Origin of the sequence: Micromonospora sp. WMMA1976 (assembly GCF_027497335.1) — a bacterium.
Taxonomy (GTDB): Bacteria; Actinomycetota; Actinomycetes; order Mycobacteriales; family Micromonosporaceae; genus Micromonospora; species Micromonospora aurantiaca.
The window spans coordinates 788692-812576 of record NZ_CP114912.1; the positions used below are offsets into that span (position 1 = coordinate 788692).

Consider the following 23885-nt stretch of genomic DNA (forward strand, 5'->3'; position numbering starts at 1 on the left):
GCAGCGGAGGGGATTGTCAAGCAGCTGGGGAGGCCGGCACTCGATCCGCTCACCGTGCTGGTGAGAGAGGCCGCGCAGAACAGCTGGGATGCCCGCCTGTCGGACGGCCCTGTGGAATTCGGTATCGATGTCCGTGTGCTGGGAGACGACGTAGGAGCATGGCGAAGACTGCTGCTGCCGGGGCCAGTCGCGGAGTCGGCCCTCGACGTCGGCGCAGCTCTGAGGGCCGACACAGCGGTGCTGGTCGTCTCTGACCGAAACACGCGAGGCCTCGGTGGCCCCCTTCGTGCCGGGAAGCGGGCGAGCGACGGTACGGTGCCGGACTTCGTGCAGTTTCTTCGTAACGTCGGGGAACCGAGCGACCATCAGTTCGGTGGTGGCACGTACGGCTTCGGCAAGGGAATCTTCTACCGACTCAGCCGAGTCGGAGCCATTCTCGTGGACACCAACACGCCGGCAGGCGGCCCTACCGGGCGCCGATTGATGGGCGCTGCCCTCGGCCACAGCTGGTACCTCGGAGATCGGCGTTTCACAGGCCGCCACTGGTGGGGGCAGGTGGCGGCCGACGACGTGCCGGATCCCCTGCTGAACGGGGATGCCGAGGCAGTCGCGGATGCTCTGGGACTGCCGGGCTTCGCCGACGGGCGCACCGGGACCGACATCGTGATTCTCGTCGCCAATCTGGGGCCTGCCGAGCCGGAGCCGGACTCCCGTGAGAGGACGCCGGCCGAGGCCGCGACGTTCATCACCTCGTCGATCCTGTGGAACTTGTGGCCGAAGATGGTGCCGGGTGAGTGCGACAGTCGGATGCGCTTCACCGTGGGCGTCAACGGCTCGTCAGTTCCGGTTCCGGCCCCTGACACCATCGACGACCTGGCGCCCTTCGTCGAGGCACTGCGGGACGTCCGTGCGGGCAGAGGAGTGAGCTACTCGCGCACCGTTCCGCCAAGGAATGCGGGCTCCTTTGCAATGGCATTAGGGGCTGCCGACGGCGAAAGCCGCCGACTGTCGGTGACAGCAGCGAGACCGTTCGAAGGGCCGTCCCACCACGTTGCCCGGATGCGGGTCGCCGAACTGGTGGTGGACTACATGCCAGGTCCGTCGCACCCTGACTCGCGCCTCTCGTACGGCGCGGTGTTCAAGGCGTCCGAGGACGCCGATGAGCTGTTCGCGCAGTCCGAACCGCCCACACACGACGACTGGATACCCAAAGGACTCAGTGGCTCGGCTCGAGGTGTCGTGCTTGGGGCGCGCACATTCGTCAACAAGCAACTGGACGAGAAGCTCGGGCTCGTACCGCAGGCAGGCGGCTCGGGCGGCCAAGGTCTCGGCGAACTCTCGGCCATGCTCGCCGGCATCGTGCCGGCCCGCCTCGACGCCACTCACGGGGCCGGCGGATCTGGAGGCGGAGGCTCCGGCCCAGTCGTGGGGCCGCCCTCGGCATCGGGTGGCGGCTCTCCCGGGGCCGGCCGGGCGCAACGCGGTGGGAAGGCACGGTTGACCGGCGCGCCGTCTCTGCGCATCCATCAGGGCTACCCGTACCTCGTCGCACAGGTAAAGGTTCCTGCGGACTCACAGACGAGGATCGTGACGGCTGACGTCGAGGTGGTCGTCGAGGGGGGAGGCCGGGAGAGTGAGCCACCACTGGGTGCCGCCCTCCCACAGGTCATGCAATGGCAGTCCGCCAACGGAGTCGTCATCCAGGGAAGGAGTATTGAAGTGCCACCGGGTGAGGATTCGGACTGGTACGTGTATTCCACATACCTGCCGGACGCCGTCGTACGCTTCCGTGTGAGTCAGGTGGCCTCCAGTGCCGGCTGAGGTCCGCCCTTATCTCGTCCCTGAGTCCGGCACCGTGGTCTGGCAACCATGGATGTTGCTCGACGGTCATGAGTGGGGTCCACTGCCGGACGAGTTGGAGGGCTGGGATCCGGGCACGGACCTTCGGGTGGCGCGGCGGGTCCAGGTCGATGTGGCACGGTTCTTCCAGGAGACGGGAGTCGAACTCCGGAATGTCGCCTTGACCGTCTCCTGGACCAGTTCGACGACGAACATGACGGAGGCCGCTCCTCCGGCACAATTCGACCCGGCTGGCCGTGCGGTCGTGGACGCGATCCTGGTCGGGGAGCGCGTGTCGGGGGTGCTCACGATGCGGACCACAGTCAGCGTTGTTCATCCACCGGCCGCTCGAGCGGTAGGGGTTGCCGCCGTTCCCGGATCCGTACTGGCCGAACACGTCCAACGGGTCGTCCTGGAGAACGTCTCCTCCATGTTCCCGGTCAGCGAGATCGACTTCTCGCAGACTCGCCTCTCGCCGACCGCGAGTTGGCACCTCGAGACCAGCACCGATCTGTCCGCCTCGTTCTACGGAACGTTCCGTGTGCTCATCAACAGACGCGACGGGGAATTGAGCGCCGCTGTCGCCCGCGGCGTCAGGGACAAGCGGCAACAGGCGTTGCTCGACGAGCTTCAGGCGGGGGTGGCCGGCCTGCTTGTCGAACTCGCCCTACATCTACGCGACGATCTCGCTGATCGTGACGAATGGCCACCCGACAGCGTCGGAGACGTCCTCTCCAGAATCCTCGCAGACGCGCCACTGTCGATCACAGCTCCACCCTCGCCGGTGGATCTGGCGGAGTTCAGGACGCAGATCTCCGGGGCGGTCAGGCGCATCGGGAAGGGGCGTGTGTTCCGTTGAGCGAACTCTGGCCACACTTGCCGGCGGTCGTCAGCGCGGCGATGTACGTTCAGGTCAAAGAGGGAATCGATCTTGCCCCTCACTCAAGCCACCCGGATCAGATCTGGGCTCCTGTGGGCGGTCGCGTATCCCCCCGCCGCATTCGCAAGCTTGCCGAGGTGCTTTCTTCCCTCGGGGCGAGGTACGGCTTCCCCGGGCAGGCGGCACCTGAGGCGCGAATCGCCTTCGACCGGGATGCGGCCCCGATCGTGCGCGATCACATGGACTTGTCATGGGCCGAAGCCGGCAACCGGGATCTCTGGTCGTTCACCTCGCTGGTCGCTCTGCCGCACCTGACCAGATGGCGGTTCGGCACGGAGAACCGAGAACGGTGGGTAGCCACGGACCTGACCAGGCACACCTGGGCGAGGCTGTGGTGGCAGGCCGTTGTCTTCGCAGGCCACGAGGAAGTTCTTGCCGCCCTCACCGAGAGCGATCTCAATCAGCTGCTCGAGCGTCGCAGCATCGGTGGCGATCCCCGCCTTGTGCTCGAGATCGCTCGCGCCGTGACCGGGTTCTCCGGAAAAGCCCCTCGCCGGGCAGTAATTCGGGATGTCACGCTGAGGCTGATGCGATACCTGGCATTTGTCGATGTCAGGGCATTGACCGACCAGCAGATCCGCGACCTGTGCTCCGTGTTGATGACCGAAACCCTCAAGCGGTTACCGCATGACGGGCTTCCTCATCAGCGAGGGGACAACGTGTCGGCAATGTGATCCGCCAGTGCCGCTGCCAGTTCGACAGGCACGGCGTTGCCGATCTGCCGTGCGATCTGGACCTTGGAGCCACACCACTTGAAGTCGTCCTTGAAGCCTTGCAGGAGGGCTGCTTCGTGGTGGCTCAGAGCGCGGTGCTCTTCGGGGTGCAGGTAGCGTCCTTTCTCCGGCTTGAAGAACTCGGTCCTGATGGTCACCGACGGGCTGTCCCATCGCAGCCGCCCGAAGACATCCATGCCTGCTGTCCGGTCCACCCAACAAGGAGGAAGAAGATGCCGGGGGATGCTTCGCCGATCGCCCTCGGGCGGGATGTGCGTCATCCGCTTGAGCGAGATCGCGGTGTACTTGCGTGCGAAGTCCAGGTCTGACGCCTTGAAGATGCCTGGCACCGTGGCGTCGAAGAACCGGTCCGTGTCGCCAGGGAGCTCCGTATTCTCCGGGTTTACCGAATTGCGCAGACCCCAGATCGCGTCTCGCACCGTCCGCCAGTTCTCCCGGGGAACGTCCCCCGTCGGCACGTCGATGACAGGGTAATCCTTCAATGTGCCGATGACAATGAAACGCTTGCGGAGCTGCGCGGCGCCGAAATTGGTGGCAACAACTGACTTGTATCTCAACGAGTAGTTGCTGAGCGTAGCTCCAGGTTCGGTCATCTCTTGCAGGCTGTGGAATTGGCCCGACTTGCCGAACTGCGGCACGTTCTCGAGCAGGAACGCCTTGGGTTGGATCTTGGTCAGGGCTTCTACGTAGTGACGCCACATCGAGTTGCGCGGATCGCCGATGTCGCGTTTGCCCAGGTTCGAGAAGCCCTGGCAGGGCGGTCCGCCGATCACGACGTCGGCATCTGGTAAATCCTTCTTGACCCAGTCGGCAATGTCTCCGCGATATACGTTCTTCTCGCCGAAATTCGCAGCGTAAGTTGCTGCCGCGGCGAGATCGAACTCAACTGCGCCTACCGTGCGGTATCGGTCGGTGCTGTGGAAGCCGGACGTCAGGCCGCCGCAGCCGGCAAAGAGGTCAACGACTCGAAGCTTGTCCGACCCGCCCTGCAGATGGTTCGTCATTCGCTCCTCCTGCCGGAAGAATCTGCCCTGCAGAGGTGGCCAAGGGCTGCGGAGCAATGATATTGAGCTGATATGTCGCTGTCTCGAGGGCGCGCGGGCTGCCTGGTGGCGGGAGCGATGATCTCTTCCAATCAACTCTTCCTTCGTCGAACAGGACCTGCGCGTCGCGCCCACCGTACAGACCGCCGCCGACATGAGGCTCTCAGGCTGCTGCGGTCCCTCAGGCAGGGAGCACGTGTGGCCAAGCAGAGTAACCGAAGGCGACGCGCCGGGCCGAGGGAGGCGGCAAGCGAAGCTTCGATCGGCGGTACCTCGGTCGGCAGGTTGTCTCAGGCAAGGAGTCCTGCCCGCGACGCCAGCGGGCGCAGACCCGGCGTCGCCGCTCGCTTGTCCTCGGCCATGAGGTCGAGCAGGAGTGTTCGAGCTTGCACGTTTGCATGCACCGCCTCTGCGGCAACCCGCTCGGCTTCGAGGAGATGCAGCACCGCTGTGGACCTGTCCGCCGAGGCCCTGACGACGGCCGTCGCGAGATCGACGTGCACCTGAGCGCGTCGTCCGACAACGGCGGTGGGCAGGCGCGACGTGTCGATGCGCTCTCCGATCTCCAGCGCATGAGCCGCTTTCCCGGCGCGGACGGCGGCCGAGACGGAGTGGATGGCGACGTTGGTTCGGCCGAAGGCGGTCCACAGCCGATTCTGTTCTGCGCCCAGCTCTGTGGCCAGCTCTTCCGCCTGCGAGAGGTGCTGCGCAGAGTCCTTGGTGTTTCCCCGCCCTGCGGTCAGCAGGGCGGCCAGGAGCAACAGCGCACCACGGGCGGAAATCAGGTCGGGATTGCCTCTGTGACCGTATGTAGCCAGACGATCTATGCCGGCCTGTGTGATGCTCTCGGCCTCGGCGGCGCGGGCCGGCATTCGTATCAGGCCGCAGGCTGCCTGATACGCGGAAATCGCGATGAGAGCCTGGTCATCGCCGATCCGCGCTGCGTTGGCGGCTCGGTCCGCACTCAAGAGGGCTGTCTCGCCGTCGCCGACCTTGGCCGCGAGCTTGGCGGCTGCGATGTACGCAACGGCAAGAAGCCGGAAAACGTCCCTTTGACGAGCGCCGGGCGGTCGACCGGACAACTCGACCGCCTGACGCAGCACATCTGGCAGCAGGCGGGCGGCGGTTGAGTAGCTCGCTTGTTGATAAAGGGTGTGGACACGGCTCACGGAGCGCTGGAGCTGGACGACGGACTGAGCCGGTCGTACCGGCTGAGCGAGGTAATCGGTCAGAAAGCCCCGCAGGCCGCTCAGAAGGTCTGATCGCGTAGCACCTGTACCGCTGGCGTCGTAGTCCTCTGTCGCGTCTCCCATAGCCTGTCCTCGGCGCCTGACCACTGACACGTCGGCGAGCATGTCATCGACCTGGTCGAGCGTAACGCTCAACGCGAAGGCGATGCGGGTCCGATGCCACGGGTGCGGATCGGTCTCCGCGTTCTCCCACCTCACCACGGTGGACCGCTCCACACCCAGGATGTCGGCCAGGCGCTCCTGGCTGTACCCGAGAGCCTTTCGTCGCTGACAGAGCCGCTGCCGCTTGAGGGCCAAGCCCGACCTCCCTCCGTTCCGTCGTCAATGTAGTCACAATCCGTCGATCTCGGGGGTTGCTGGATGCCTCATTTTTGCGCCATACGGGCCTCTTCGGCGCTGTGGCCTCTCGTCCTGCCCGGCTCGAGGCTTTACGCATGGCCCGGGGCGGGCGCCGGGCTCCGGCGGCACCGCGTCCCCGATCGCGGCTCCTGTCGTCCCCGCCCGCTCCGGCGCCACTCCACCAGACCCGACCCGGAGGCGCCTGCCGATGTCCGCCGTACTCGCCGACTTTCCCGTCCTCACCCCGGTCACCGACGAGGAACTGCTCGTCGCCGCGCTGGCCGTGCGCGTACACGTGCCCGAGCACTGGCCGCAGGGACCGCTGTGCCGTAGCGAGCGCGTCCCGTACCCCTGCCGGCTGGCCCGGTGGGGGAGGGCGACGCTCGCCGCGGCCGGGTTGCCCGACGAGGCCGTGGCCGCCGGGACGGTGGCGTCGTGATCTACGTGACCGGCGAGCGGGTGCAGGCGTATCAGGTGCGCAGCGCCGTCTTCGACACCCGCTGGCGTGGCCTGGACCCGGCGCAGGTGCACGACTACCTGTGCCGGGTCGCCGACGAGATGGATCGCCTGCACCGGGAGCTGACCACGGTGCGCACCGAGTCGGAGCGGGTCCGCCAGGCCTTGCGGCAGTGGCAGTCCCGCCACAACGGCTGCCGGCGGCGCGGCCACGATGACTGAGCCGCGCTGGATCGTCCACCTGCCGACCACGCTGACCAGCCGGGACGCCGCCGTCGAGCTGGCCGCCGCGCTCGCCCGGTCGCTCGGGCACCTGGATGTCGTCGACTTCGGCGAGACGACGCTCAGCGAGGAGGACGCGCAGCACCTGCGGTACCGGGTCTGGTGCGACGTGCGGCTGCCCGGCGGTGGGCGCTGCGGACTACGAGATGGTCACGGCGGGTCGTGTGGGTAACGGAGCTGCTCTGAGGCCCGTGTACCTCGGGCGGAGTGCTGGACACCTGGGGCCTCACCGCCAATCGATGCCCGTCGGTGCGGCACCACCAGGTCTGCCGGCTCCTCGACACCCCGGGCGAAGGCAACGACCCGAGACGAAAGAAGCGCTGCTCTGGCGCTGCGTTCCGTTCCAATCGAGGGGCCCCGCTCCTGTCAGGCGCCGGTTCGGGCCGCGCGCAACACGTCGACCACCGCCGCCCAGTGGCTCTGCTTCATCTCGTCCGGTGTCCTCAGCACATCGCCGTCGTGTACCACTACTCCCGCATCGCGCAACCGCCGCAGGTTCGGCCCGTAGGCGGGGTGTGCGGCGAGCGTTGCCTTCACCCTGGGGAAGACATGGATCGGCACGCCGGTGCCCAGCAGCTCGTTGAGGACTCCCAGTGCCAGCGTGTCGCTCGCCCCGGTCGCCCACTTGTTCAGCGTATTGAACGTGGCGGGTATGACTGCGGCGCCATCGGCCGGGGGGTGCGGCTCCGGATCGCCGGGCCGACGCCACTGCGCGCGTACCGGATATCCGGTCTGTTCGGCGAGCGCGTCGCAGTCGAGCCAGCTCGCGGCGATCGGGGTGGCGATCAGGCAGATTCTCCAGCCGTCGGTCATCAGGAGGTCGGCGAGTTCGCCGATCCGCTGGGCCGGTGGCGCGGCGCAGACGACGAGGTAGAGCACCGGCGCTTCACTCATGCCCCGCAGTCTTACCCGGCGCGTTGTCGAAAAGGACCTGCGCCACTGATGAATCCGTCAAGAAGGGGGCCGTGCCTTGAACCTGGTCCGGGCGCCGGTCAGAGCGCTTCGGCGTGTCGGTCGATGAACGCCCTGGTGACGGGCCGGTCCGCTGGGAGCGGTCCCAAACGGGGCGACCATCCACCCTGTACGGTCGCTACACTCCCCGAAAACGCCCGGAACCGCCCACGGAGTCTGGAGACGCCAGTGACCCGCGACAAGGCCGCACCGCCCGGAATCGACGTCACCATTCCCAGCGTGGCCCGGGTCTACGACTACTTCCTGGGCGGCAAGGACAATTTCGAGGTCGACCGGAAGGTCGCCGAGCACGCCCTGCGGATCACGCCGGACGGGCCGGCCGCCGGTCAGGCGAACCGGGCGTTCCTCCGCCGGGTGATCCGCTACCTGGTGACCGAGGCGGGCATCGACCAGTTCCTCGACATCGGCTCGGGGCTGCCCACCCAGGGCAACGTGCACGAGGTCGCGATCGAGCACAACCCGGCCGCCCGCGTCGTGTACGTGGACAACGACCCGATCGTCCTGGCGCACGGGCGGGCGCTGCTCGCCGCGGAGGGCACCGCGACGGTGATCCAGGCCGACATCCGGGAACCGGAGGAGATCCTCAACGACCCGGACGTCCGCCGGTTCCTCGACTTCGACCGCCCGATCGGGCTGCTGCTGTTCGCGATCCTGCACCACATCGGCGACGACGAGGACCCGCGATCGGTGGCTGCGGCGCTGGTCGACGCGCTGCCGTCGGGCAGCTACGTCGCGATCTCGCACTTCCGTGACCCGGGCGAGCGGGATCCGGAAGGCTCCCGCAAGGCCCGCGAGGTCGAGCGGGTGTTCAACGAGTCGCTCGGCACCGGCCGCTGGCGTACCGACGAGGAGATCCTCGCCTTCGCCGACGGGCTGACGGTGCTGGAGCCGGGCCTGGTGCCGCTGGCCGAGTGGCGTCCGGACCCGGACGCGCCCGCCCAGCAGCAGACCGACACGTACCACACCTTCGTCGGACTGCTCGCCCGCAAGCCGTAGGCGGTGCGAAGGGCCCGCGAGCGGGTACGGGCACGTCAGCCGGCCTCTTCGTCGCCCTCCTCGAACCGTGCCAACACGGCGGACAGGTCCCGCAGGAACGCGTCGACCCGGGCGCGGTAGTAGCCGTGCGCGACGAGCGGCAACTCGAGCAGGGCCCGCTCCACCTGTACCTTCGTTGCGAGGCGCAGCAGGTGATCCTCCGACCGCAGCGCCTCCCGGCCCTTCTGCACGAGGGCGTCGACGGCATCCCTGTCGTATCCGCGCGCTTCGATCGGGAAGTCGGCTGAGTCGAAACGCTGACGGACGATCTTTCGGTGGTCGGTGAAACGGCTGCCGCCGTACCGGGCGAGCGCGTCGGCCACCTGGTCCGTCTTCTCCCGGACGTCGTGCACCTCGAGCAGGACCAGGCAGGGCCGGCCGTCCAACGGGCTGCGGTGTGTCAGTGGAACGTCGAGGGCCGACGTGGCGGCGGGTACGAGCAGCAGCAACGGCGACGGCATCCTCTTGTCGGACAGCACCGGAGGTTGCTGGTCCAGGACCAGGTGGTCGATCTCCGCCCAGGGCAGCAGCCGGTTCAGTCCGGCCGTCCGGACGGTCAAGCCGTCGACGTTGATGTGGAACCGGAACGGCCGGACCGCCTCGACGACGCCCGCAGCGCCGACGAGCATGATGAGCCCGCCGAAGATCAGCCCGCCGACCAGTCGAAGGGTGCTGCCGCTCAGCCCGGACAACACCATGCAGAAACCGAACGGCAGCATGACGCCGACGAACAAACCGGCGCGACTGCGGTGAAGATCCATCGTCTCACCCGCGATTCCCCGTCTCTTCTGACTGAGAGGGTGACAGCCGGGCGCAAGGTGATCGATGAAGCAGACGGCGATCTTCCTGGCGGCGGTGGGCGGCCCTGCCCGGGCGCGTGTTAAGAAGGGGCCCCGCCTCTACCGGAGACGTTGAAAGGGGGCCCTTCCTTGCACGAAGCGGAGCAGGTGATCCAGCGTGTGCTGCGGGATCTGCGCGACGGCACGCACCGCGGCGTCGTGGTGGACTCGCCTCCCGGCGCCGGGAAGTCGACCCTCGTCGTCCGCGCCGCGATCGAGACCGCCGCCACCGGTGACCCGCTGATGATCGTGGCGCAGACCAACGAGCAGGTGGACGACCTCATCGACCGGCTCGGCCGCAAGGCGCCGGAGCTGCGCGTCGGGCGGCTCTCCGCGACCGACTACCGGCCCACCGAGCGGGTCACCGCCCACCCGGCGGTCCGCGTCGCCGCGAAGGTGGCCGACCTCGGCGGGCCGGCGGTCACCATCGGTACGGCGGCCAAGTGGGCCACCGTCACCGAGGGGAGCTGGCCGTGGGCGATCGTCGACGAGGCGTACCAGATGCGCGCGGATGCGCTGCTGCGCGTGGCGGGGCGGTTCGAGCGGGCGCTGTTCGTCGGCGACCCCGGGCAGCTCGATCCGTTCAGCACCGTGGAGACGTTCCGCTGGACCGGCCTGACCTGGGATCCGATGCAGTCGGCGGTGGCCACGCTGCTGCGGCACAACCCGGAGCTGCCGGTGCACCGGTTGCCGGTGTCGTGGCGGCTGCCCGACTCGGCCGCGCCTGTGGTGTCCGCCGCGTTCTACCCGTTCACCGGGTTCCGCGCCGGGACCGGCCCGGCCGACCGGGCGCTGACGTTCACCGGGCCCGGCGCGGGTGACGCCTACGACGCCTCGGTCGAGCTGGCCGCCGCCACCGGCTGGGCGTTGCACGAGCTGCCGGCCCGGCACACGGTGCGTACCGACGGGGAGGCCGCCGCGGCCTGCGCGGAGCTGGCGCTGCGGGTGCTGGCGCGCGGCGCGGTCGCGGTCAGCGAGGCAGCGCCGGGCGGCGCGCCGGTCACCGCGGACCGGATCGCCGTCGGGGCCGCGCACCGCGATCAGGTCGCGGCCATCCGCTCCCGGCTGGGCGCGGCCGGTGCGGGCATCACCGTGGACACCGCCAACCGGCTTCAGGGCCGGGAGTACGACGTGACGATCGTGCTGCACCCCCTCTCGGGCCGGCGCGACGCCACCGCGTTCCACCTGGAGTCGGGGCGGCTGTGCGTGCTGGCGTCACGGCACCGGCACGCCTGCGTGGTGGTGGCGCGGGCCGGGATCGGTGAGCTGCTCGACGCGTACCCGTCGACCGAGCGGGTGCACCTGGACGTACCGGTGAAGTTCCCGGACGGCTGGGAGGCCAACCAGACGGTGCTGACCCACCTCGATGCCCACCGGGCGTGACGAGGGGCCGTCGCGGCAGGATCGGCGGACCGTTCGGATCTTCCGGCGTTCGCGGCCGGTGGGCACGATGGCCGGATGCATCCTCACGACCCCTACCAGCAGCAGCCGTACTACCCGCCGGCGTACGTGGAGCAGCCGAGCGAGGGGATGAGCAGGTGGGCGATCGTCCTGTGGGTCACGGTGCCGGCGCTGCTGGTGATCCTGTGCTGTGCCGGATGCGTCGTCTCCGGGTTCGCGGGCGGATTCATCGAGGGATTCAACGAAGGCCGGTCGTCGTAGGTCGCACCGCCGCCCTCGGCGCGCGGCGCTGGCGGCGGTGCGTTAGACAGGGATCATGACCACGAGCGTGCTGCAGTGGCTGGGCGGGGGCCTGGTGGCGGTGGCCGCCGGTTTCCTCGCCGCGTCGCTCCCCCGGCGCCGCGTCCGGGCCGAGGACCGGCGGGTCGCCTGGTCGTCGGCGCGGGCGGCGATCCACGACGCCACAGTCAGCCGGGACGCGTCCCCGACGGCGGTGCCGGAGGCCGAGCGGCTGCTGGCCCGCGCCGAGATGCTCGCCGCCGCCCGTGGCGGCGCCGACGCGGCCCGGGCGGCGGCCGAGCACGCCCGCCGCGCCGACGAGCTGTGGCGGGCCGGGCGATGACGAGGGTACGGCGGGAGCTGCTGCGCTGGTCGCTGCTGGCCGCCGCGGCGGCGGTGCTCGTGGTGTTCCTGGTGGCGCAGCGGCAGAGCGTGGAGGTCAGCTACGGGCGTTCCCCGTCGGCCGCCGCGCTGCCGGAGGGCTCGGCCGGCGAGTTGAGCGATGCGAGCGTGCCGTCGGTCGAGGAGATGACGGCGCTGGTCGCCGCCGCGCCGGTGGTGCGGCTGCCGGGGGCTGTCGCGCGCTGGGACGAGCAGCGGGTCCGGGCCGCCATCGGTGACCGGGGCACCCGCATCCTGGTCGCCCCGCCCGGTCTGGACGAGGCCGAACGCCGGCGGGTCAAGGACGTGGAGAAGGCGGAGATCCGGATCGTCGGTACGGAGGTCAGCGGTGGCCTCTACGTGGCGTCGCCGGACGACCTGCCGGGCTGGCGGGCCCGGTTCGCCACACACGACGTGACCGGCGCGCTGCTCACGCTGCTGGCGACGCTGCACGAGCAGCCCCTCCCGCCGGACCGCGACGACCTGCGCTGGCGCGAACCGACCGGCCCGGAACTGGCCCCGATGGTCACCGCGCTGCGGGCCACCGGCCGGTACGTGGGCACCGGAGCCACGCTGACCCGCCTGCCGGAGAAGGCGGCGGGCACCGCGTTCCCGGACGGCGCCTGGTTCGTGGTGCTACCCGCCCAGCCGTACGGGGAGCCGCTGCCCGCGTACGGGCCGGCGCTGCACCGGCTCGCCCCGGACCAGCCGCTCGTGGTGATGTACGGCGACTGGATCGAGTACCACGGTCCGGGCGCTGCGGAATTCGCCGAGGTGGCCACCGCGAGCTTCTACGCCCAGTTCGGCGGGCGGATCGGCCGGTACGCCTACCCACAGCAGAACGTGCTCGGCACGTACCTGGCCCAGGTCACCGACGTGCGGTACGCGGGGCTGTTCGACCGTCCGCTGCCGTACCGGCCGTTCGACCCGCTGCGCGTGGCGTTGCCGGCGCTGCCCTGGATCTTCGCCGCCTGCGTGGCGGGTTTCGTGGTGCTGTCCATCCGTACCGTGCGGGGGTCCGGCCGCCGCCCGGCCGACGTCGGTCCCGGTGGTACGCCGGCCCGGCTGGCCGGGCTCTCCGCGCTGGCTGTGGAGCTGTCGCTGCTGACCGACGCGCGCAGCGACCCGGCGCTGGTCCGGGGCGTGGGCCGGTTGCGGGCGGCCCGGGACGCGTTCGACGAGGGGTTGCCCGACCGGCACGTACGCGAACTGCTCGCCGACGCGGCGGCCGAGCTGGACGACGTGGCCCGGGACGTGCGGATGCCCGGCTACCGGCCGGACGTCTACCTGCGGGCGAGGCTGTCGTGAGCCGCGTCGCGAACCGGCCCGCACGGGCGGCGGACCGTCGTGGCGGGACGGCGACCGGTCCGCGCCGGCTGCTGGGCCGCCTGGTCGGTACGGCGTTCGGCCGCGCGGTGCTCGCCTGCCTGGCGCTGGCTGGCTGGGCACTGTGGACCGGCGGCATCCTGGACGGGCCGGTCGCACGGCAGGTGCGCGTCTCGTCGGTCTACGCGGCGCCCGGCGTGGACCTGGACCGGGCCGCCGCCGAGCGGGTCATCGGCAACCGGCGGCTGGTGGTGCTGATCATGGAGCCCGGTGCCGACCTGCGGGAGGCGTGCGCCGACACCGAGCGCGCCGCCCAGGGCACGCTGGTGCTGGCGATGAGCCGCGACGGTGAGGACTGGGACACCTACGGCTGCTCCCGCCTCGGTGGTGACCTGGGCCGGGCCGTGGTCACCGAGACCACCATCGGCCGGGGCGCCGACGCGTTCGTGGACCGGCCGGTCGAGGCGCTGAAGGTGATCGTGCTGAACTACGACCGGCTGGTCCGGGCCGGTCTGGTGCCGGACGGCGCCCGTACCATCAGCCCGTCGCTGCCCCGGTACCTGCTGGCCGGCGGCGCGGTGACCGGGGTGGTCGCCGGTGCGGCGGTGCTCTGGCTGGGCGGCCGGCGGGCCGGGCGGCTGGCCGACGCCCGCCGGGCCGGGCGGGACGCACGCGCCGACGAGCGGGCCGCGCTCGGCGCTGCCACGGCTGTCCTCGCCCAGCAGATCATCGACCTGGACGGGCACGCCGGGCCGGCTGCCCCGGCGCATCGGCGGCTGGCCGCCGACTACGTCGGCCTGCTCGACGAGGTGTCCGAGGTGGACGACGACGCCGGGGCCGTGCGCCGGCTCCGGGAGCGGGTCGAGAAGCTGAGCCGCCGCGCGGCGGATCTCGCCGACGATGCCGCGTCCGGCCGGCGTGGGACGCGCGGACGGGGCCGGCGGTGATCCGCCGACCCCGTCGTCAGTGCGTCGTCAGCGCTGGGCGCCCACGGTCGAGGCGGCCGGCCAGCTGCCGGTGAAGACCTGGGCGGGCGTCGCGCTGCGGACGGCGAAGCCGAACAGCGAGTCGACCCGGGATGCCTCGGCGGAGCTGGGGTACGGGTTGGTGCAGCTCGTGCCGGCGCTGCCGCCGGACATCAGGATGGCGCAGTTGCCGTTGTAGTTGTCCGGCAGGCCGAGGATGTGGCCGATCTCGTGCGTCATGATGCGCAGTGCCGAGTACTGCTGGGCCTGGTTGTAGTCGATCACCACGCGGCCGTTGCCGAGGCTGGTGCGCTGGGCGTACGAGCCGCCGCCGTAGGTGTAGGTGATCCGCAGGTTGGACCCGCACTGGGCCATGTTGATGTTGTTCGTGTAGTTGTTCCAGATCGCCGCCGCCTGCACCGCCGTGTTGGCGAACGGGCCGGCCTGGCTGATGTTGTAGCAGACGTTGCGGACGGCGGCGGAGGCCGGAGCCGGGTTGACGGCTACCGCGCCTACTGCTGCCAGCGTCGCGGCCGCGAGGGTGGCGAGGATCCGGGACAGCTTGGGCTTACGCATGGTTCACACTCCTTGGGATGGGGGGTGAGCGGAACGCCGCAAGCCTATAGATAGGCATTCATCGATATCAAGGGTTGCGGTGAACTGACCGGGCTCGATCATCCGTACCCCTCGTCGTGCGGACCACGGAGCTGGTGACCTGTCCCCGCGAGCCCGGCGAACGGCTCGGCCCGGTCGCCGTGCGCGCCGCGGTGCTCACCGCCCGGCTGGGCGCGGCGCTGGGCGGGACGCGGCGGAGCCCGGACGGCGTGCCCGCGGACGCCGGCACACCGGTCCTCGGTGGACCACGACGCCCGCCGCTCACCGGCGAGCAGCGCTGGCGCGTCCTGGACTACCTGGCCGCGGCACTCTGGACGCTCGACCTGCCGGCGGCGACAGTCGTCGACGCGCAGCGGGCCGTGGCCGGGCTGCTCCGGGCCTGACCGCCCGCCAGGCCGGGTGGCGTGAACCGGGCACAGGAACGGTCGTTCACGCCGCCGGGTATCCCCGGCTTTCCTGTCGGCCTCCCGTCACGCAGGGTGTATTTCTGATCGCTTCCGGTCGATAGCGTCGGGGCACTGCCGTCGACGAAGGGCCGACGATGAACGACAACGGACACCTGCTCGACCGTCGGCGACTGCTCGCCGGCGCGGCGGCGGCCTCTGCGGTCACAGTGACCGGCCTGGCCGTCGCCACCACCACCGGCGCCGCGGCGGCCGCACCGGGCCGCCCCGCGACGCCACTCGTCTCCCGGGACCGCATCGCCACCGCCGCGCTGCGGGCGCCCGACGGATCCGCACTCCCGGTCGCCGTCCAAGCCGACTTCCACGCCCGGCTCGCCGCCTGGCTGGCGTTCTGGTCGGCGAACTCGCCGGCGGCCTGGAGCGTGCCGGTGCAGGTGGTCGCCCGGATCGAGGCGGCCGGCGACGCGCTGGTGCTGCACGGGATCCGGCACCGCCGCGACGACGAGCTGCGCGCCGGCTTCGCCGCCGGCCGGCGGGACGCCACCCACCTGGCCACGCTGGCCAGCCTGCACCACCACTTCCCGAGCGTGCGGGTCCGCCCGGACGGCACGGTCCGGGTCGCCGACGGACCTGCCGGGTTCACCGGCGCGCCGGAACAGGTCGCCTTCGCGGTCGCGGCCTGCCGCGAACTGTGGGGCGACACCACGGCGACCGCCGACCGCTGGGCGGAGCACGCCGCCCGGGTGCTCGCCCGCGCCGGGCATCGCACCGACGCCGCCTCGCACGCCGGCTGGGCGGCCTTCACCCGCACCAGCCTGCGTCGCGGGCTGGGCACCGAATCGTACGAGTGACCGGAGGAAGCACATGGCCCGCAACGAGTTCCGCTTCGTGGTCGACGGCGTCGACCTGAGCCCCGAGCAGCAGACACTGATCGCCGCGGAGATCCAGAAGGCCGGCCTGGCCGCGCTGCGTACCGCCGACGCCAGGCTGACCAACCCGCTGACCGTCGGCCACGGCAACATCAAGCTGCGTCCCGAGTGGTACGGCCTCTGGGTCATCGACGGGCCGTTCGCCCAGGACCTCGGGCAGAAGATCAACGACATCGGGTTCTGGATCCAGCGGTGACCGACACCGCCCGGCCGGCCGGCACGCCGGAGCGGATGTGCCCGAGCACCCCGGCGTCGAACGCCACCGTGTTCCTCGGCATGATCACTCCGGCGGGCCGGGTGGCCTACTTGACACCGGCCGTACCGGCCGAGGTGGCGCTCGCCGGGCTCGGTGACTCCGACGAGCCGATCGAGTCGCGGGCCCGGCTCGCCGGCCCGTGCGTCACCTCGTCCTGCGGCTTCTGGACCGGCTCGCACTGCGGGCTGGGCGCCCGGATGGCCGCCTCGTACGCCGAGACCGCCCCGCCCGCGGAGGAGACGCTGCCGAAGTGCGCGATCCGGCGTACCTGCCGGTGGTTCGCCGAACAGGGACCGGCCGCCTGCCCGGCGTGCGCGCACGTGGTGACCGACGCGCGGCTCTGAGGGACCCTCCTTGTCGGACCCTTCGGCTAGCGTCGTGAGGTCATGGAGCCGCGGTTCGGCCAACACCTCATCGGGCGGGAGCATCCCGCTGCGCTGCTGCGCGCCGAGGTGGCCCGGCTGGTCGACAGTCACGGCGGTCTCGTCCTGGTCACCGGCGAGCCGGGCATCGGCAAGACCACGCTGGTGTCGGCCGCCGCCGACGAGGCCCGCCGCGGCGGGGCGCTGGTGCTCGGCGCCGCCTGCTGGGACTCCGACACCGCTCCCGACTACTGGCCCTGGGTGCAGGTGCTGCGCCGGCTGGCCCGGTCCGCCGACGACCCGCGCGGGGTGCGGGAGGCGGCCGCCGCCGGCCTGGCGGCACTGCTCGGCGAGCGCACGGCGGGCGACATGACCGAGCCGGGTGACGTCGGCCGGGCCGAGTTCGACAGGCACGACGCGGTGACCGCCGCCCTGGCCGCCGTGGCCCAGCACCGGCCGGTCGCGGTGGTCCTCGACGACCTGCACTGGGCCGACCCGGCGTCGCTGCGGCTGCTCCAGTTCGTCACCCAGCACGCCTGGTTCGAGCGGCTGCTGCTGATCGGCACCTACCGGGACGCCGAAGTCGAATCCGGCGACCACCCGCTGCGGCAGTGGCTGCTGCCGCTCACCGCCAAGGCCACCACCGTCACGCTCGCCGGGCTGGGCCGTGCCGAGGTGGCCGCCCTGATGGCCCGCACCGCCGGCCGGGAGCCCGACGCGAGCGTCGTCGACGAGGTGCACCGGCGCACCGGCGGGAACCCGTTCTTCGTCGAGCAGACCGCCCGCCTCTGGCACACCCACGGCCTGACCGACACCGTCGCCCCCGGTGTACGGGAGGTGGTGCGCCGCCGGCTCGACCAGTTGCCCGCCGGAGTGGTCGAGGCGCTCACGGTGGCCGCCGTGCTCGGCCGCGAGTTCGACAGGCGGACGCTCGCCGCCTGCGTACCCGCTCCGGTCGCGCAGGTGGACCGGCTGCTCGCCCGCGCCGCCGCGGCCCGGCTGGTGCTGCCCCGCGACGGCGGCCGGTTCGTCTTCGTACACGACCTGGTCCGCGAGACGCTCTACGACGGGCTGGCCGACGACGAACGGCGGGCCCGGCACGCGGCGGTGGTCCGGGCCGTCTACCAATCGGACCTGCTCGCCGGCGCACTCAGCCCGGCCCACCTGGCCCGGCACGCCTGGCTGGCCGGCGCCGAGCTGGACCCGGAACGCGCCGGTGACCTGCTGCTGGCCGCCGCCCGCGACGCCGGGGGCCGGATCGCCGTGGACGAGTCGGTACGGCACTACCGGCGCGCGCTCGAACTGACCGGCGAGCCCGGCCGGCGGGTCCGGGTGCTGCTGGAACTGGCCGGGCTGCTGCACCACGCCGGCCCGCCGGCCGAGGTGGAGCGGCTGCTGGCCGAGGCCGCCGCGCTGGCGAGGGAGCTGCCCGATCCCGGCGTGCTGACCCGGGTGGCGCTCATCGCCCACCGGCAGCACTCCGCCACCCGCCGCCGGCTCGACGCCGCCGAGCTGGTCCGGGAGGCGTACCGGCGGTCGATCGCGGAGCCGGACCCGGAACGGCCGGTACGCGCGCTGGTCACCGACCTGATCACCGCCACCGAGACGCTCGCCCGGCACGGCCGCGACGACGAGGCGCTCACCTTCAGCCTGTGGGCCCGCCACGACACCACCTGGGGGCTCGGCACCGCGCAGGAGCGAGCCGTGGTCACCGCCGAGATCCGGGAGGTGGCCCGCCGCAGCGGCGACCGGGAGACCGAGCTGTGGGCCACGGCCCTGCGCTGGGTCGCGCTGCTGGAGCTGGGCGATCCGGGCTACCGGCAGGAGCTGACCGCGTTCGTGACCGGCGCGCGACGCGACGACGTGGCCCGGCAGCGGGTGGCGGCGATCGCGGACACCGCCATCATCGCCGCCTTCCAGGGCGACCTCGCCGCCGCCGAGGCGGGCTTCGCCGAGGCGGAGAGCTACCGCGAGCCGGGGCACTCCGATCACGCGTTCATGACGCACCACATGCGCTGGTCGATTCTGCTGCTGTACGGCCGCCTCGCCGAGGCCGAGGCGGTGCTCGACCGGGTGGGCGCCGGGCACCCGCAGGTGGAGCTGCTCCGGGCGATCACCGCGGCCGAGCGCGGCGACGTGGCCACGGTGCTGCGGCTCACCGCCGCGATCGAGGCAGCGGGCACCGCGTACCCCCGGTCGGTGTCGCCGTTGTGGCTGCGCCTGCGGGCGCAGGCGGCGGCAGTGGACGGCGACCCGGCGCGGTGCGCGGCGGTGCGGGCCGACCTGGCCCCGCACCGCGGGCAGTGGGCGGCGGCATTGTTCGGCTGCGACATCGTCGGCCCGGTCGACCTGTGGTTGGCCGGTGTGGACGCGGCCGAGGGCCGGTGGGACGACGCTGTCGACTGCTACGCGGCGGCCCGGGACGCGGCCGACCGGCTGGGCGCCCGGCCCTGGTCGGTGCTGGCCCGGGCCGGTCTGGTGGGCGCGCTCGCCGGGCGCGGCGGGCCGGGCGACGCGGCCGAGGCGCGGCGACTGCGGGCCGAGACGGTGGCCGAGGCGCTGTCGCTGGGGATGGTTCAGGTGGTGGACCGGCTGGGCGCGGCGGATCCCGCCCCGGCGGCGGTGTCCGCAGTGGTCGCGCCGGTGCCGGCCCGGCTCGGCGCGGGCGTTCCGGCCCTGGCCGTCGCGTCGTCGCTGTCCAGCCGGCGGGGTGCGCTGGGCCTGTCCCGGGCGGGTGTGGTGCACGGGCGGCCGCCCGACCCCGGCGCGGACGTCATCCAGCCCGAGTTCCGTCCGGACGGGCCGGTGTGGCGCCTCGCGTACGACGGCGTCGTGGTGCACCTGCCCGACGCCAAAGGGCTGCACGACCTGCGCCTGTTGCTGAGCCGTCCCGGCACGGACGTGCCCGCCGTCGAACTGCTCGACCCGGCGGCCGGTCCGGAACTCGTCGCCGTGCGCCGCCTCGGAGCCGATCCGGTGCTCGACGACGAGGCGAAGGCCCGCTACCGCCGGCACCTGCGGCGGCTCGACGACGAGATCGACCGGGCGGCGGCCAAGGACGACGGGCGGCGGCTGGCCGAACTGGACGCCGAGCGCGCGGCGCTGCTCGACCAGTTGCGTGCCGCCGCCGGGCTGGCCGGGCGCCACCGGCGACTCGGTGACCAGGCGGAACGGGCGCGCAAGGCGGTGACCGGACGGATCCGGGACACCCTGCGCCGCATCGACGAGCGGCATCCGGCGCTCGCCGCGCACCTGCGCGAGTCGGTCACCACCGGCGGCGCCTGCCGCTACCGGCCGGCCGAGCCGGTGCCCTGGCGGCTCTGACCGACAAGGTGGCGGGGCCGGGTGGACCCCGCCACCCTCGTCGCGTCAGCGGCGGTTGTAGCGGTACATCGTCAGCGTGCCGAAGACGACCACGAAGAGGGCGCTCCAGAGCAGCATCCACATGGTGCTCGGGCCGTCCACCGAGCCGGCCATCGCCGCGCGGACCGAGGTGACGAGCTGGGTGATCGGGTTGATCTTGACGAACGCCTGCAGCCAACCGGGCATGGTCGACGGGTCGACGAACACGTTGCTCAGGAACGTCAGCGGGAACAGCACCATCATGCTGGTCCCCATCACCGACTTCTCGCTGCGCAGCACCAGGCCGAAGAACGTCCACACCCAGGAGAACGCGAACGAGAAGATCACCAGCAGCCCGATCCCGGCGAGCACCCCGAGCAGACCGCCGTCGGGGCGGAAGCCGAGCACCACGCCCACGGTGAGGATGACCACGGCGGCCAGGACGTAGCGCAGCACGTCGCCGAAGATCATCCCGACCAGCGCCGCCGGCCGCCAGACCGGCAGCGTACGGATCCGGTCGAAGACGCCCTTCTCGATGTCGCTGTTCAGCCCGACCCCGGTGTACATGGTGATCATCACGACGCTCGTGACCATGATGCCGGGCAGGAAGAACTGCAGGTACGCACGCGGGCTGTCGGCGAGCGCGCCACCGAACAGGTACGTGAACATCAGCACCATGATGATCGGGAACGCGGTCACGTCGAACAGCTGCTCCGGCACGTGCTTGATCTTCAGCAGCGCCCGCCAGCCGAACGTCAGCGACGCCGACAACGCGCTGGGCCGGGCCGGCCGCTCGGCCGGGGCGAGCACGGTGGCCAGCGCCTCGGCGGACGGCATGTAGACGGACGGCGACCGCCCGGTGCTGATCGCGGTGTCGCTCATCGCGCCGCCTCCAGTTCGTCGTCCCGCTCGTCCGCCGGGACGGCCGGGTGGTCGGTCAGGGCCAGGAAGACCTCGTCCAGGCTGGGCTGGCCGAGGGAGAAGTCGTCCACCACGATGCCGGCGGCGGCCAGCTCACCGAGCGCCCGCGCCGCCTGCGTACCGGCCTCCAGATCGGTGCCGTGCTCGCCGACGCGGGCGGTCAGCGCCGCCGGGTCCGCGGCGAGCTGCACCGGTACGCCGAGCGACGCCCGCAGCACCTGCTCGGCCTGCGGCCGCTGCTCCGGATCGCGCAGCCGGATGTGGACGCTGCCCGCGCCGATCGACGACTTCAACTCGCCCGGGGTGCCCTCCGCGATCACCCGGCCGTGGTCGACCACGGCGATCCGGCCGGCGAGCTGGTCCGCCTCGTCGAGGTACTGCGTGGTCAGCAGCACCGTCGTGCCGTACGCCACCACCGCCCGCACGATCGCCCACACCTGGTTGCGGCTGCGCGGGTCCAGCCCGGTGGTCGGCTCGTCGAGGAACAGCAGGTCCGGCGTGTTGAGGATGCTCGCGGCGATGTCGATGCGCCGCCGCATCCCACCGGAGTACTTCTTCACCTGCCGTCCCGCCGCCTCGGTCAGCCCGAACGCGGCGAGTAGCTGTTCGGCCCGGTCCCGGGCGCCGGCCCGGCCCAGCCCGAGCAGCCGGCCCAGCAGGACCAGGTTCTCCGCGCCGGTCAGGTCCTCGTCCAGCGAGGCGTACTGGCCGGTCAGGCTCACCCGGGCGCGCACCGCGTCGGCCTCGCGCACCACGTCGTGCCCGAAGACCCGGGCCGTGCCGCCGTCCGGGCGCAGCAGCGTCGCCAGCACGCGTACGGCTGTGGTCTTCCCGGCGCCGTTCGGGCCCAGGACGCCGTAGACGGTGCCGGCGGGAACCCGCAGGTCCAGCCCGTCGAGTGCCCGGGTCGAACCGAAGGACCGGACCAGGCCCTCGGCCTCGACGGCCAGGCCGGTGTTCCGGTTGCTCATGAATCGCTACCTCTCTCGTCGGTGTCTCGACAGGCGTACGGGCGTGCCGCCAGACCGATCGCCTGTTTCAACGAGGCCGGGATGCTGTGGTGTTGTGCCGGCCTCACCTCTCAGGCGCCAGACGGCCCGCCAGATCCGATCTGGCGGTGGCGATTCCCGGCCGACGACGGCCGGTACGGGAGGAAGGCGGGGTTATGACCGTTCCCGCAGCAGTCCGCCGGATGACCGGTCGCGGACAGTGCCCGATCGATCGTCTGCCATATGCTGCGCCGGCATCCGACGCACGGGGGGCGTGTCCTGGTTGTGGTGACGCGGACGCCTCTTGAGCGCATTGAAACCGAGAGGGGTCCACCGTGTCCATCGTCCGAAGAGTGCTCGGCGCACTCGCCGTGACGGTCCTGGCCGTCACCGCCGCACCCACCGCCGCCGGGGCGGCGGATCCGGCCGGCGTGCTCCACCTGACCGTCACCAGGCCCGACGGCAGCCCGGCCGGCGCCAACGTCGCCGTGACGGCCGCCGACAACAGCTACGACAAGGACCTCCTGCCGCTCGACGAGTCCGGGCAGCTCAGCGTGGAGGTGCCGGCCGGCGACTACAAGATCGCCATCACCCCGGTGTACAGCGACGGCCAGGACGACGAGTCGCTGAGGCAGTGGGTGCCGGGCCGGACCAGCTGGGCGCAGGCCGGAACGGTCCGGGTGTCCGCGGGGGACACGACGGAGGTCTCCGAGCGCCTGCTCGTGCCCAGCGGGTCGACCCTGCGGGCGCGCGACGCGGTCACCGGCGCCGCGGTCGACGGGCTGTGCGTGTTCGTCGACCCCCGGCGCAATCCGTGCGGCGACACCCAGGTGACCGTTCCGCCGCTGATCCCCGGCCCGCAGGAGGTGTGGGTCTACACCCGGGACGACACCCACCTGCCCCGCTACGCCACGGTGAACGTCCTCGCCGACGGCAGCGGCACCGCCGTGGTCGTCCTGACCCCGGCCGCGAACGTGGTCTCCCGGGTGGTCGACGCGGCGACCGGCGCACCGGTCGCCGGGGCCTGTGTGACGCCGGCGCCGGCCGGGACCGGCGAACTACCCCACAACCCGGGACGGTACTGCTCCGACGCCTCCGGGAACGTCCGCGTCGGCCTGGTCGCGGCCGGCTCCTGGAACCTGTTCGCCCGCCCCGCCGGCGGATCGGCGTACGGCGCGCAGTGGGTCGGCGCGACGGGCGGCACCGGCGACGCGAAGCAGGCCCGGGTGGTCACCCTCCGGGCCGGGCAGACGGTCACCGTGCCCCCGATCCGGCTGGACCGCTCCGGTGTCGTCACCGGCACCGTGACCAGCGCGGCCACCGGCAGGCCGGCGACCTCCGGCACCGTGACGCTCGCGCCCGAGTCGGGTTTCTTCCCGGATTGGGGAGTGGAACTGGACGCGCAGGGCCGCTACCGGATCGACTGGCTCGGCCCGTACGCCTGGCCGCTGCTGTTCACCACCGCCGACAATGCCACCCAGTGGTCCGGCGGGTTCGCCCTGCGGGGCAAGGCCGTGCCGGTCACCGTCCGGGCCGGCGCCACCACCGTCTACAACCTTGCCGTACGGCGAGGCGTCCTGGTCACCGGCCGGCTCGTCGACCCGGAGGGCCGCCCGGTGGTCGCCGAACTGACTGTGCGCAACGCGCGTACCCGTGAGGTCATCGGATACACGTTGGATCCGGATCGCGACGGTGAGTACGCGCTGCGCGTGCTCGGTCCCCAGCCGGTCACCGTGGCGTGGCTGTGGACGCCGCCCTACATCAACTACGCCGGCTGGTACGACGGTGCGACCCGCCCGGCCGACGCCACCGAGGTGGCCCTGCCGGGCACCGGCACCCTGCGGCTCGACGTCACTGTCGACCGGTTCCCGGCCGGTTCAGCGGCGCGGGCGAGCTCAGCGGCACCGGCCGGCTCAGCGACGCGGGCCGGTTGAGTGACACGAGCCGGTTGATCGGCGCGGGCCGGGTGGCGTGTGAGCCACCCGG

General features: G+C 71.8%; 25 protein-coding genes. 18 read left to right on the forward strand and 7 right to left on the reverse strand.

The features are described from left to right. Nucleotides 1-54 precede the first annotated feature (54 nt). From O7546_RS03830 to O7546_RS03840, 3 genes are read left to right on the forward strand one after another with little or no spacing between them, the layout of a single operon-like run. Nucleotides 55-1821, forward strand: a complete 1767-nt coding sequence (locus tag O7546_RS03830; RefSeq protein WP_281600465.1) for a hypothetical protein — start codon at nucleotides 55-57, stop codon at nucleotides 1819-1821. Beyond that, the gene (locus O7546_RS03835) at nucleotides 1811-2698 is read left to right on the forward strand and encodes a hypothetical protein (protein WP_281600466.1); all 888 of its coding nucleotides are present in this window, start codon (nucleotides 1811-1813) and stop codon (nucleotides 2696-2698) included. Before O7546_RS03830 ends, O7546_RS03835 begins: the two co-directional genes overlap by 11 nt. After that, the gene (locus O7546_RS03840) at nucleotides 2695-3453 is read left to right on the forward strand and encodes a hypothetical protein (protein ID WP_281600467.1); all 759 of its coding nucleotides are present in this window, start codon (nucleotides 2695-2697) and stop codon (nucleotides 3451-3453) included. Before O7546_RS03835 ends, O7546_RS03840 begins: the two co-directional genes overlap by 4 nt. Here O7546_RS03840 and O7546_RS03845 read toward each other — a convergent pair. Together O7546_RS03845 and O7546_RS03850 are read right to left on the reverse strand one after the other, a co-directional pair. Then, the gene (locus O7546_RS03845; RefSeq protein WP_281600468.1) at nucleotides 3423-4517 is read right to left on the reverse strand and encodes a DNA cytosine methyltransferase; all 1095 of its coding nucleotides are present in this window, start codon (nucleotides 4515-4517) and stop codon (nucleotides 3423-3425) included. The two genes, O7546_RS03840 and O7546_RS03845, sit on opposite strands and share 31 nt — an antisense overlap. 329 nt (nucleotides 4518-4846) lie before the next feature. Continuing rightward, a complete protein-coding gene (locus tag O7546_RS03850) occupies nucleotides 4847-6103 on the reverse strand; it encodes a helix-turn-helix domain-containing protein (protein WP_281600469.1) in 1257 nt (418 codons plus the stop codon). Nucleotides 6104-6353: 250 nt separating this feature from the next. Between O7546_RS03850 and O7546_RS03855 the strand changes: the two genes are divergently transcribed. The 3 genes from O7546_RS03855 to O7546_RS03865 are packed head-to-tail and all read left to right on the forward strand — an operon-like array spanning nucleotide 6354 to nucleotide 7055. Then, nucleotides 6354-6584, forward strand: a complete 231-nt coding sequence (locus tag O7546_RS03855) for a hypothetical protein (protein ID WP_269701887.1) — start codon at nucleotides 6354-6356, stop codon at nucleotides 6582-6584. Next, entirely contained in the window at nucleotides 6581-6823 is a 243-nt protein-coding gene (locus O7546_RS03860; protein ID WP_281600470.1) for a DivIVA domain-containing protein, read from the forward strand. The genes O7546_RS03855 and O7546_RS03860 overlap by 4 nt, the downstream gene beginning before the upstream one ends. Beyond that, on the forward strand, nucleotides 6816-7055 hold the full coding sequence (locus tag O7546_RS03865) for a hypothetical protein (RefSeq protein ID WP_281600471.1): 240 nt from the start codon (nucleotides 6816-6818) through the stop codon (nucleotides 7053-7055). The genes O7546_RS03860 and O7546_RS03865 overlap by 8 nt, the downstream gene beginning before the upstream one ends. Nucleotides 7056-7249: 194 nt before the next feature. Here O7546_RS03865 and O7546_RS03870 read toward each other — a convergent pair whose 3' ends face one another. Further along, a complete protein-coding gene (locus tag O7546_RS03870) occupies nucleotides 7250-7762 on the reverse strand; it encodes a flavoprotein (protein ID WP_281600472.1) in 513 nt (170 codons plus the stop codon). Between the two features lie 261 nt (nucleotides 7763-8023). Here O7546_RS03870 and O7546_RS03875 point away from each other — a divergent pair, with 261 nt between their 5' ends. Then, nucleotides 8024-8851 carry an SAM-dependent methyltransferase gene (locus tag O7546_RS03875; protein ID WP_194799497.1) on the forward strand — a complete coding sequence of 276 codons (828 nt, stop codon included), beginning with the start codon at nucleotides 8024-8026 and terminating at the stop codon, nucleotides 8849-8851. Nucleotides 8852-8886: 35 nt separating this feature from the next. On the opposite strand, the gene O7546_RS03880 is transcribed toward O7546_RS03875, so the two are convergent. After that, nucleotides 8887-9651 (reverse strand): hypothetical protein, encoded by a 765-nt coding sequence (locus O7546_RS03880; RefSeq protein WP_281600473.1) that lies wholly within the window; start codon nucleotides 9649-9651, stop codon nucleotides 8887-8889. A gap of 168 nt (nucleotides 9652-9819) precedes the next feature. Between O7546_RS03880 and O7546_RS03885 the strand changes: the two genes are divergently transcribed. From O7546_RS03885 to O7546_RS03905, 5 genes are all read left to right on the forward strand, one after another. Next, nucleotides 9820-11112, forward strand: coding sequence for an AAA family ATPase (locus O7546_RS03885; protein WP_194799499.1), 1293 nt, complete (start codon nucleotides 9820-9822; stop codon nucleotides 11110-11112). A 75-nt stretch (nucleotides 11113-11187) separates the two neighbouring features. Continuing rightward, nucleotides 11188-11391: a hypothetical protein gene (locus O7546_RS03890; RefSeq protein ID WP_281600474.1), complete on the forward strand. Its 204-nt coding sequence runs from the start codon at nucleotides 11188-11190 to the stop codon at nucleotides 11389-11391. 55 nt (nucleotides 11392-11446) lie between these two features. Further along, nucleotides 11447-11752 carry a DUF6403 family protein gene (locus O7546_RS03895; RefSeq protein WP_281600475.1) on the forward strand — a complete coding sequence of 102 codons (306 nt, stop codon included), beginning with the start codon at nucleotides 11447-11449 and terminating at the stop codon, nucleotides 11750-11752. After that, a complete protein-coding gene (locus O7546_RS03900) occupies nucleotides 11749-13098 on the forward strand; it encodes a hypothetical protein (RefSeq protein WP_281600476.1) in 1350 nt (449 codons plus the stop codon). Before O7546_RS03895 ends, O7546_RS03900 begins: the two co-directional genes overlap by 4 nt. Continuing rightward, complete coding sequence (locus O7546_RS03905) at nucleotides 13095-14063, forward strand: hypothetical protein (protein ID WP_281600477.1); 969 nt, start codon at nucleotides 13095-13097, stop codon at nucleotides 14061-14063. Before O7546_RS03900 ends, O7546_RS03905 begins: the two co-directional genes overlap by 4 nt. A gap of 27 nt (nucleotides 14064-14090) precedes the next feature. On the opposite strand, the gene O7546_RS03910 is transcribed toward O7546_RS03905, so the two are convergent. Continuing rightward, the gene (locus tag O7546_RS03910; protein ID WP_262014916.1) at nucleotides 14091-14657 is read right to left on the reverse strand and encodes a snapalysin family zinc-dependent metalloprotease; all 567 of its coding nucleotides are present in this window, start codon (nucleotides 14655-14657) and stop codon (nucleotides 14091-14093) included. A 116-nt stretch (nucleotides 14658-14773) separates the two neighbouring features. Between O7546_RS03910 and O7546_RS03915 the strand changes: the two genes are divergently transcribed. The 5 genes from O7546_RS03915 (at nucleotide 14774) to O7546_RS03935 (ending at nucleotide 19971) form a co-directional block, all read left to right on the forward strand. After that, nucleotides 14774-15079 carry a globin gene (locus tag O7546_RS03915; protein ID WP_281600478.1) on the forward strand — a complete coding sequence of 102 codons (306 nt, stop codon included), beginning with the start codon at nucleotides 14774-14776 and terminating at the stop codon, nucleotides 15077-15079. A 158-nt stretch (nucleotides 15080-15237) separates the two neighbouring features. After that, nucleotides 15238-15951 (forward strand): hypothetical protein, encoded by a 714-nt coding sequence (locus tag O7546_RS03920; RefSeq protein WP_281600479.1) that lies wholly within the window; start codon nucleotides 15238-15240, stop codon nucleotides 15949-15951. Between the two features lie 13 nt (nucleotides 15952-15964). Then, a complete protein-coding gene (locus tag O7546_RS03925; RefSeq protein WP_091418956.1) occupies nucleotides 15965-16225 on the forward strand; it encodes a hypothetical protein in 261 nt (86 codons plus the stop codon). Continuing rightward, nucleotides 16222-16629 (forward strand): hypothetical protein, encoded by a 408-nt coding sequence (locus tag O7546_RS03930; protein WP_281600480.1) that lies wholly within the window; start codon nucleotides 16222-16224, stop codon nucleotides 16627-16629. The genes O7546_RS03925 and O7546_RS03930 overlap by 4 nt, the downstream gene beginning before the upstream one ends. A 42-nt stretch (nucleotides 16630-16671) precedes the next feature. Next, on the forward strand, nucleotides 16672-19971 hold the full coding sequence (locus tag O7546_RS03935; protein WP_281600481.1) for an AAA family ATPase: 3300 nt from the start codon (nucleotides 16672-16674) through the stop codon (nucleotides 19969-19971). A 45-nt stretch (nucleotides 19972-20016) separates the two neighbouring features. On the opposite strand, the gene O7546_RS03940 is transcribed toward O7546_RS03935, so the two are convergent. Both O7546_RS03940 and O7546_RS03945 read right to left on the reverse strand, forming a co-directional pair. Then, nucleotides 20017-20871 (reverse strand): ABC transporter permease, encoded by an 855-nt coding sequence (locus O7546_RS03940; RefSeq protein WP_194799506.1) that lies wholly within the window; start codon nucleotides 20869-20871, stop codon nucleotides 20017-20019. Further along, a complete protein-coding gene (locus O7546_RS03945; protein WP_194799507.1) occupies nucleotides 20868-21881 on the reverse strand; it encodes an ATP-binding cassette domain-containing protein in 1014 nt (337 codons plus the stop codon). Before O7546_RS03945 ends, O7546_RS03940 begins: the two co-directional genes overlap by 4 nt. Nucleotides 21882-22234: 353 nt before the next feature. Here O7546_RS03945 and O7546_RS03950 point away from each other — a divergent pair, with 353 nt between their 5' ends. Then, nucleotides 22235-23833 (forward strand): hypothetical protein, encoded by a 1599-nt coding sequence (locus O7546_RS03950; RefSeq protein ID WP_269696206.1) that lies wholly within the window; start codon nucleotides 22235-22237, stop codon nucleotides 23831-23833. The last annotated feature ends 52 nt before the right edge of the window (nucleotides 23834-23885 follow it).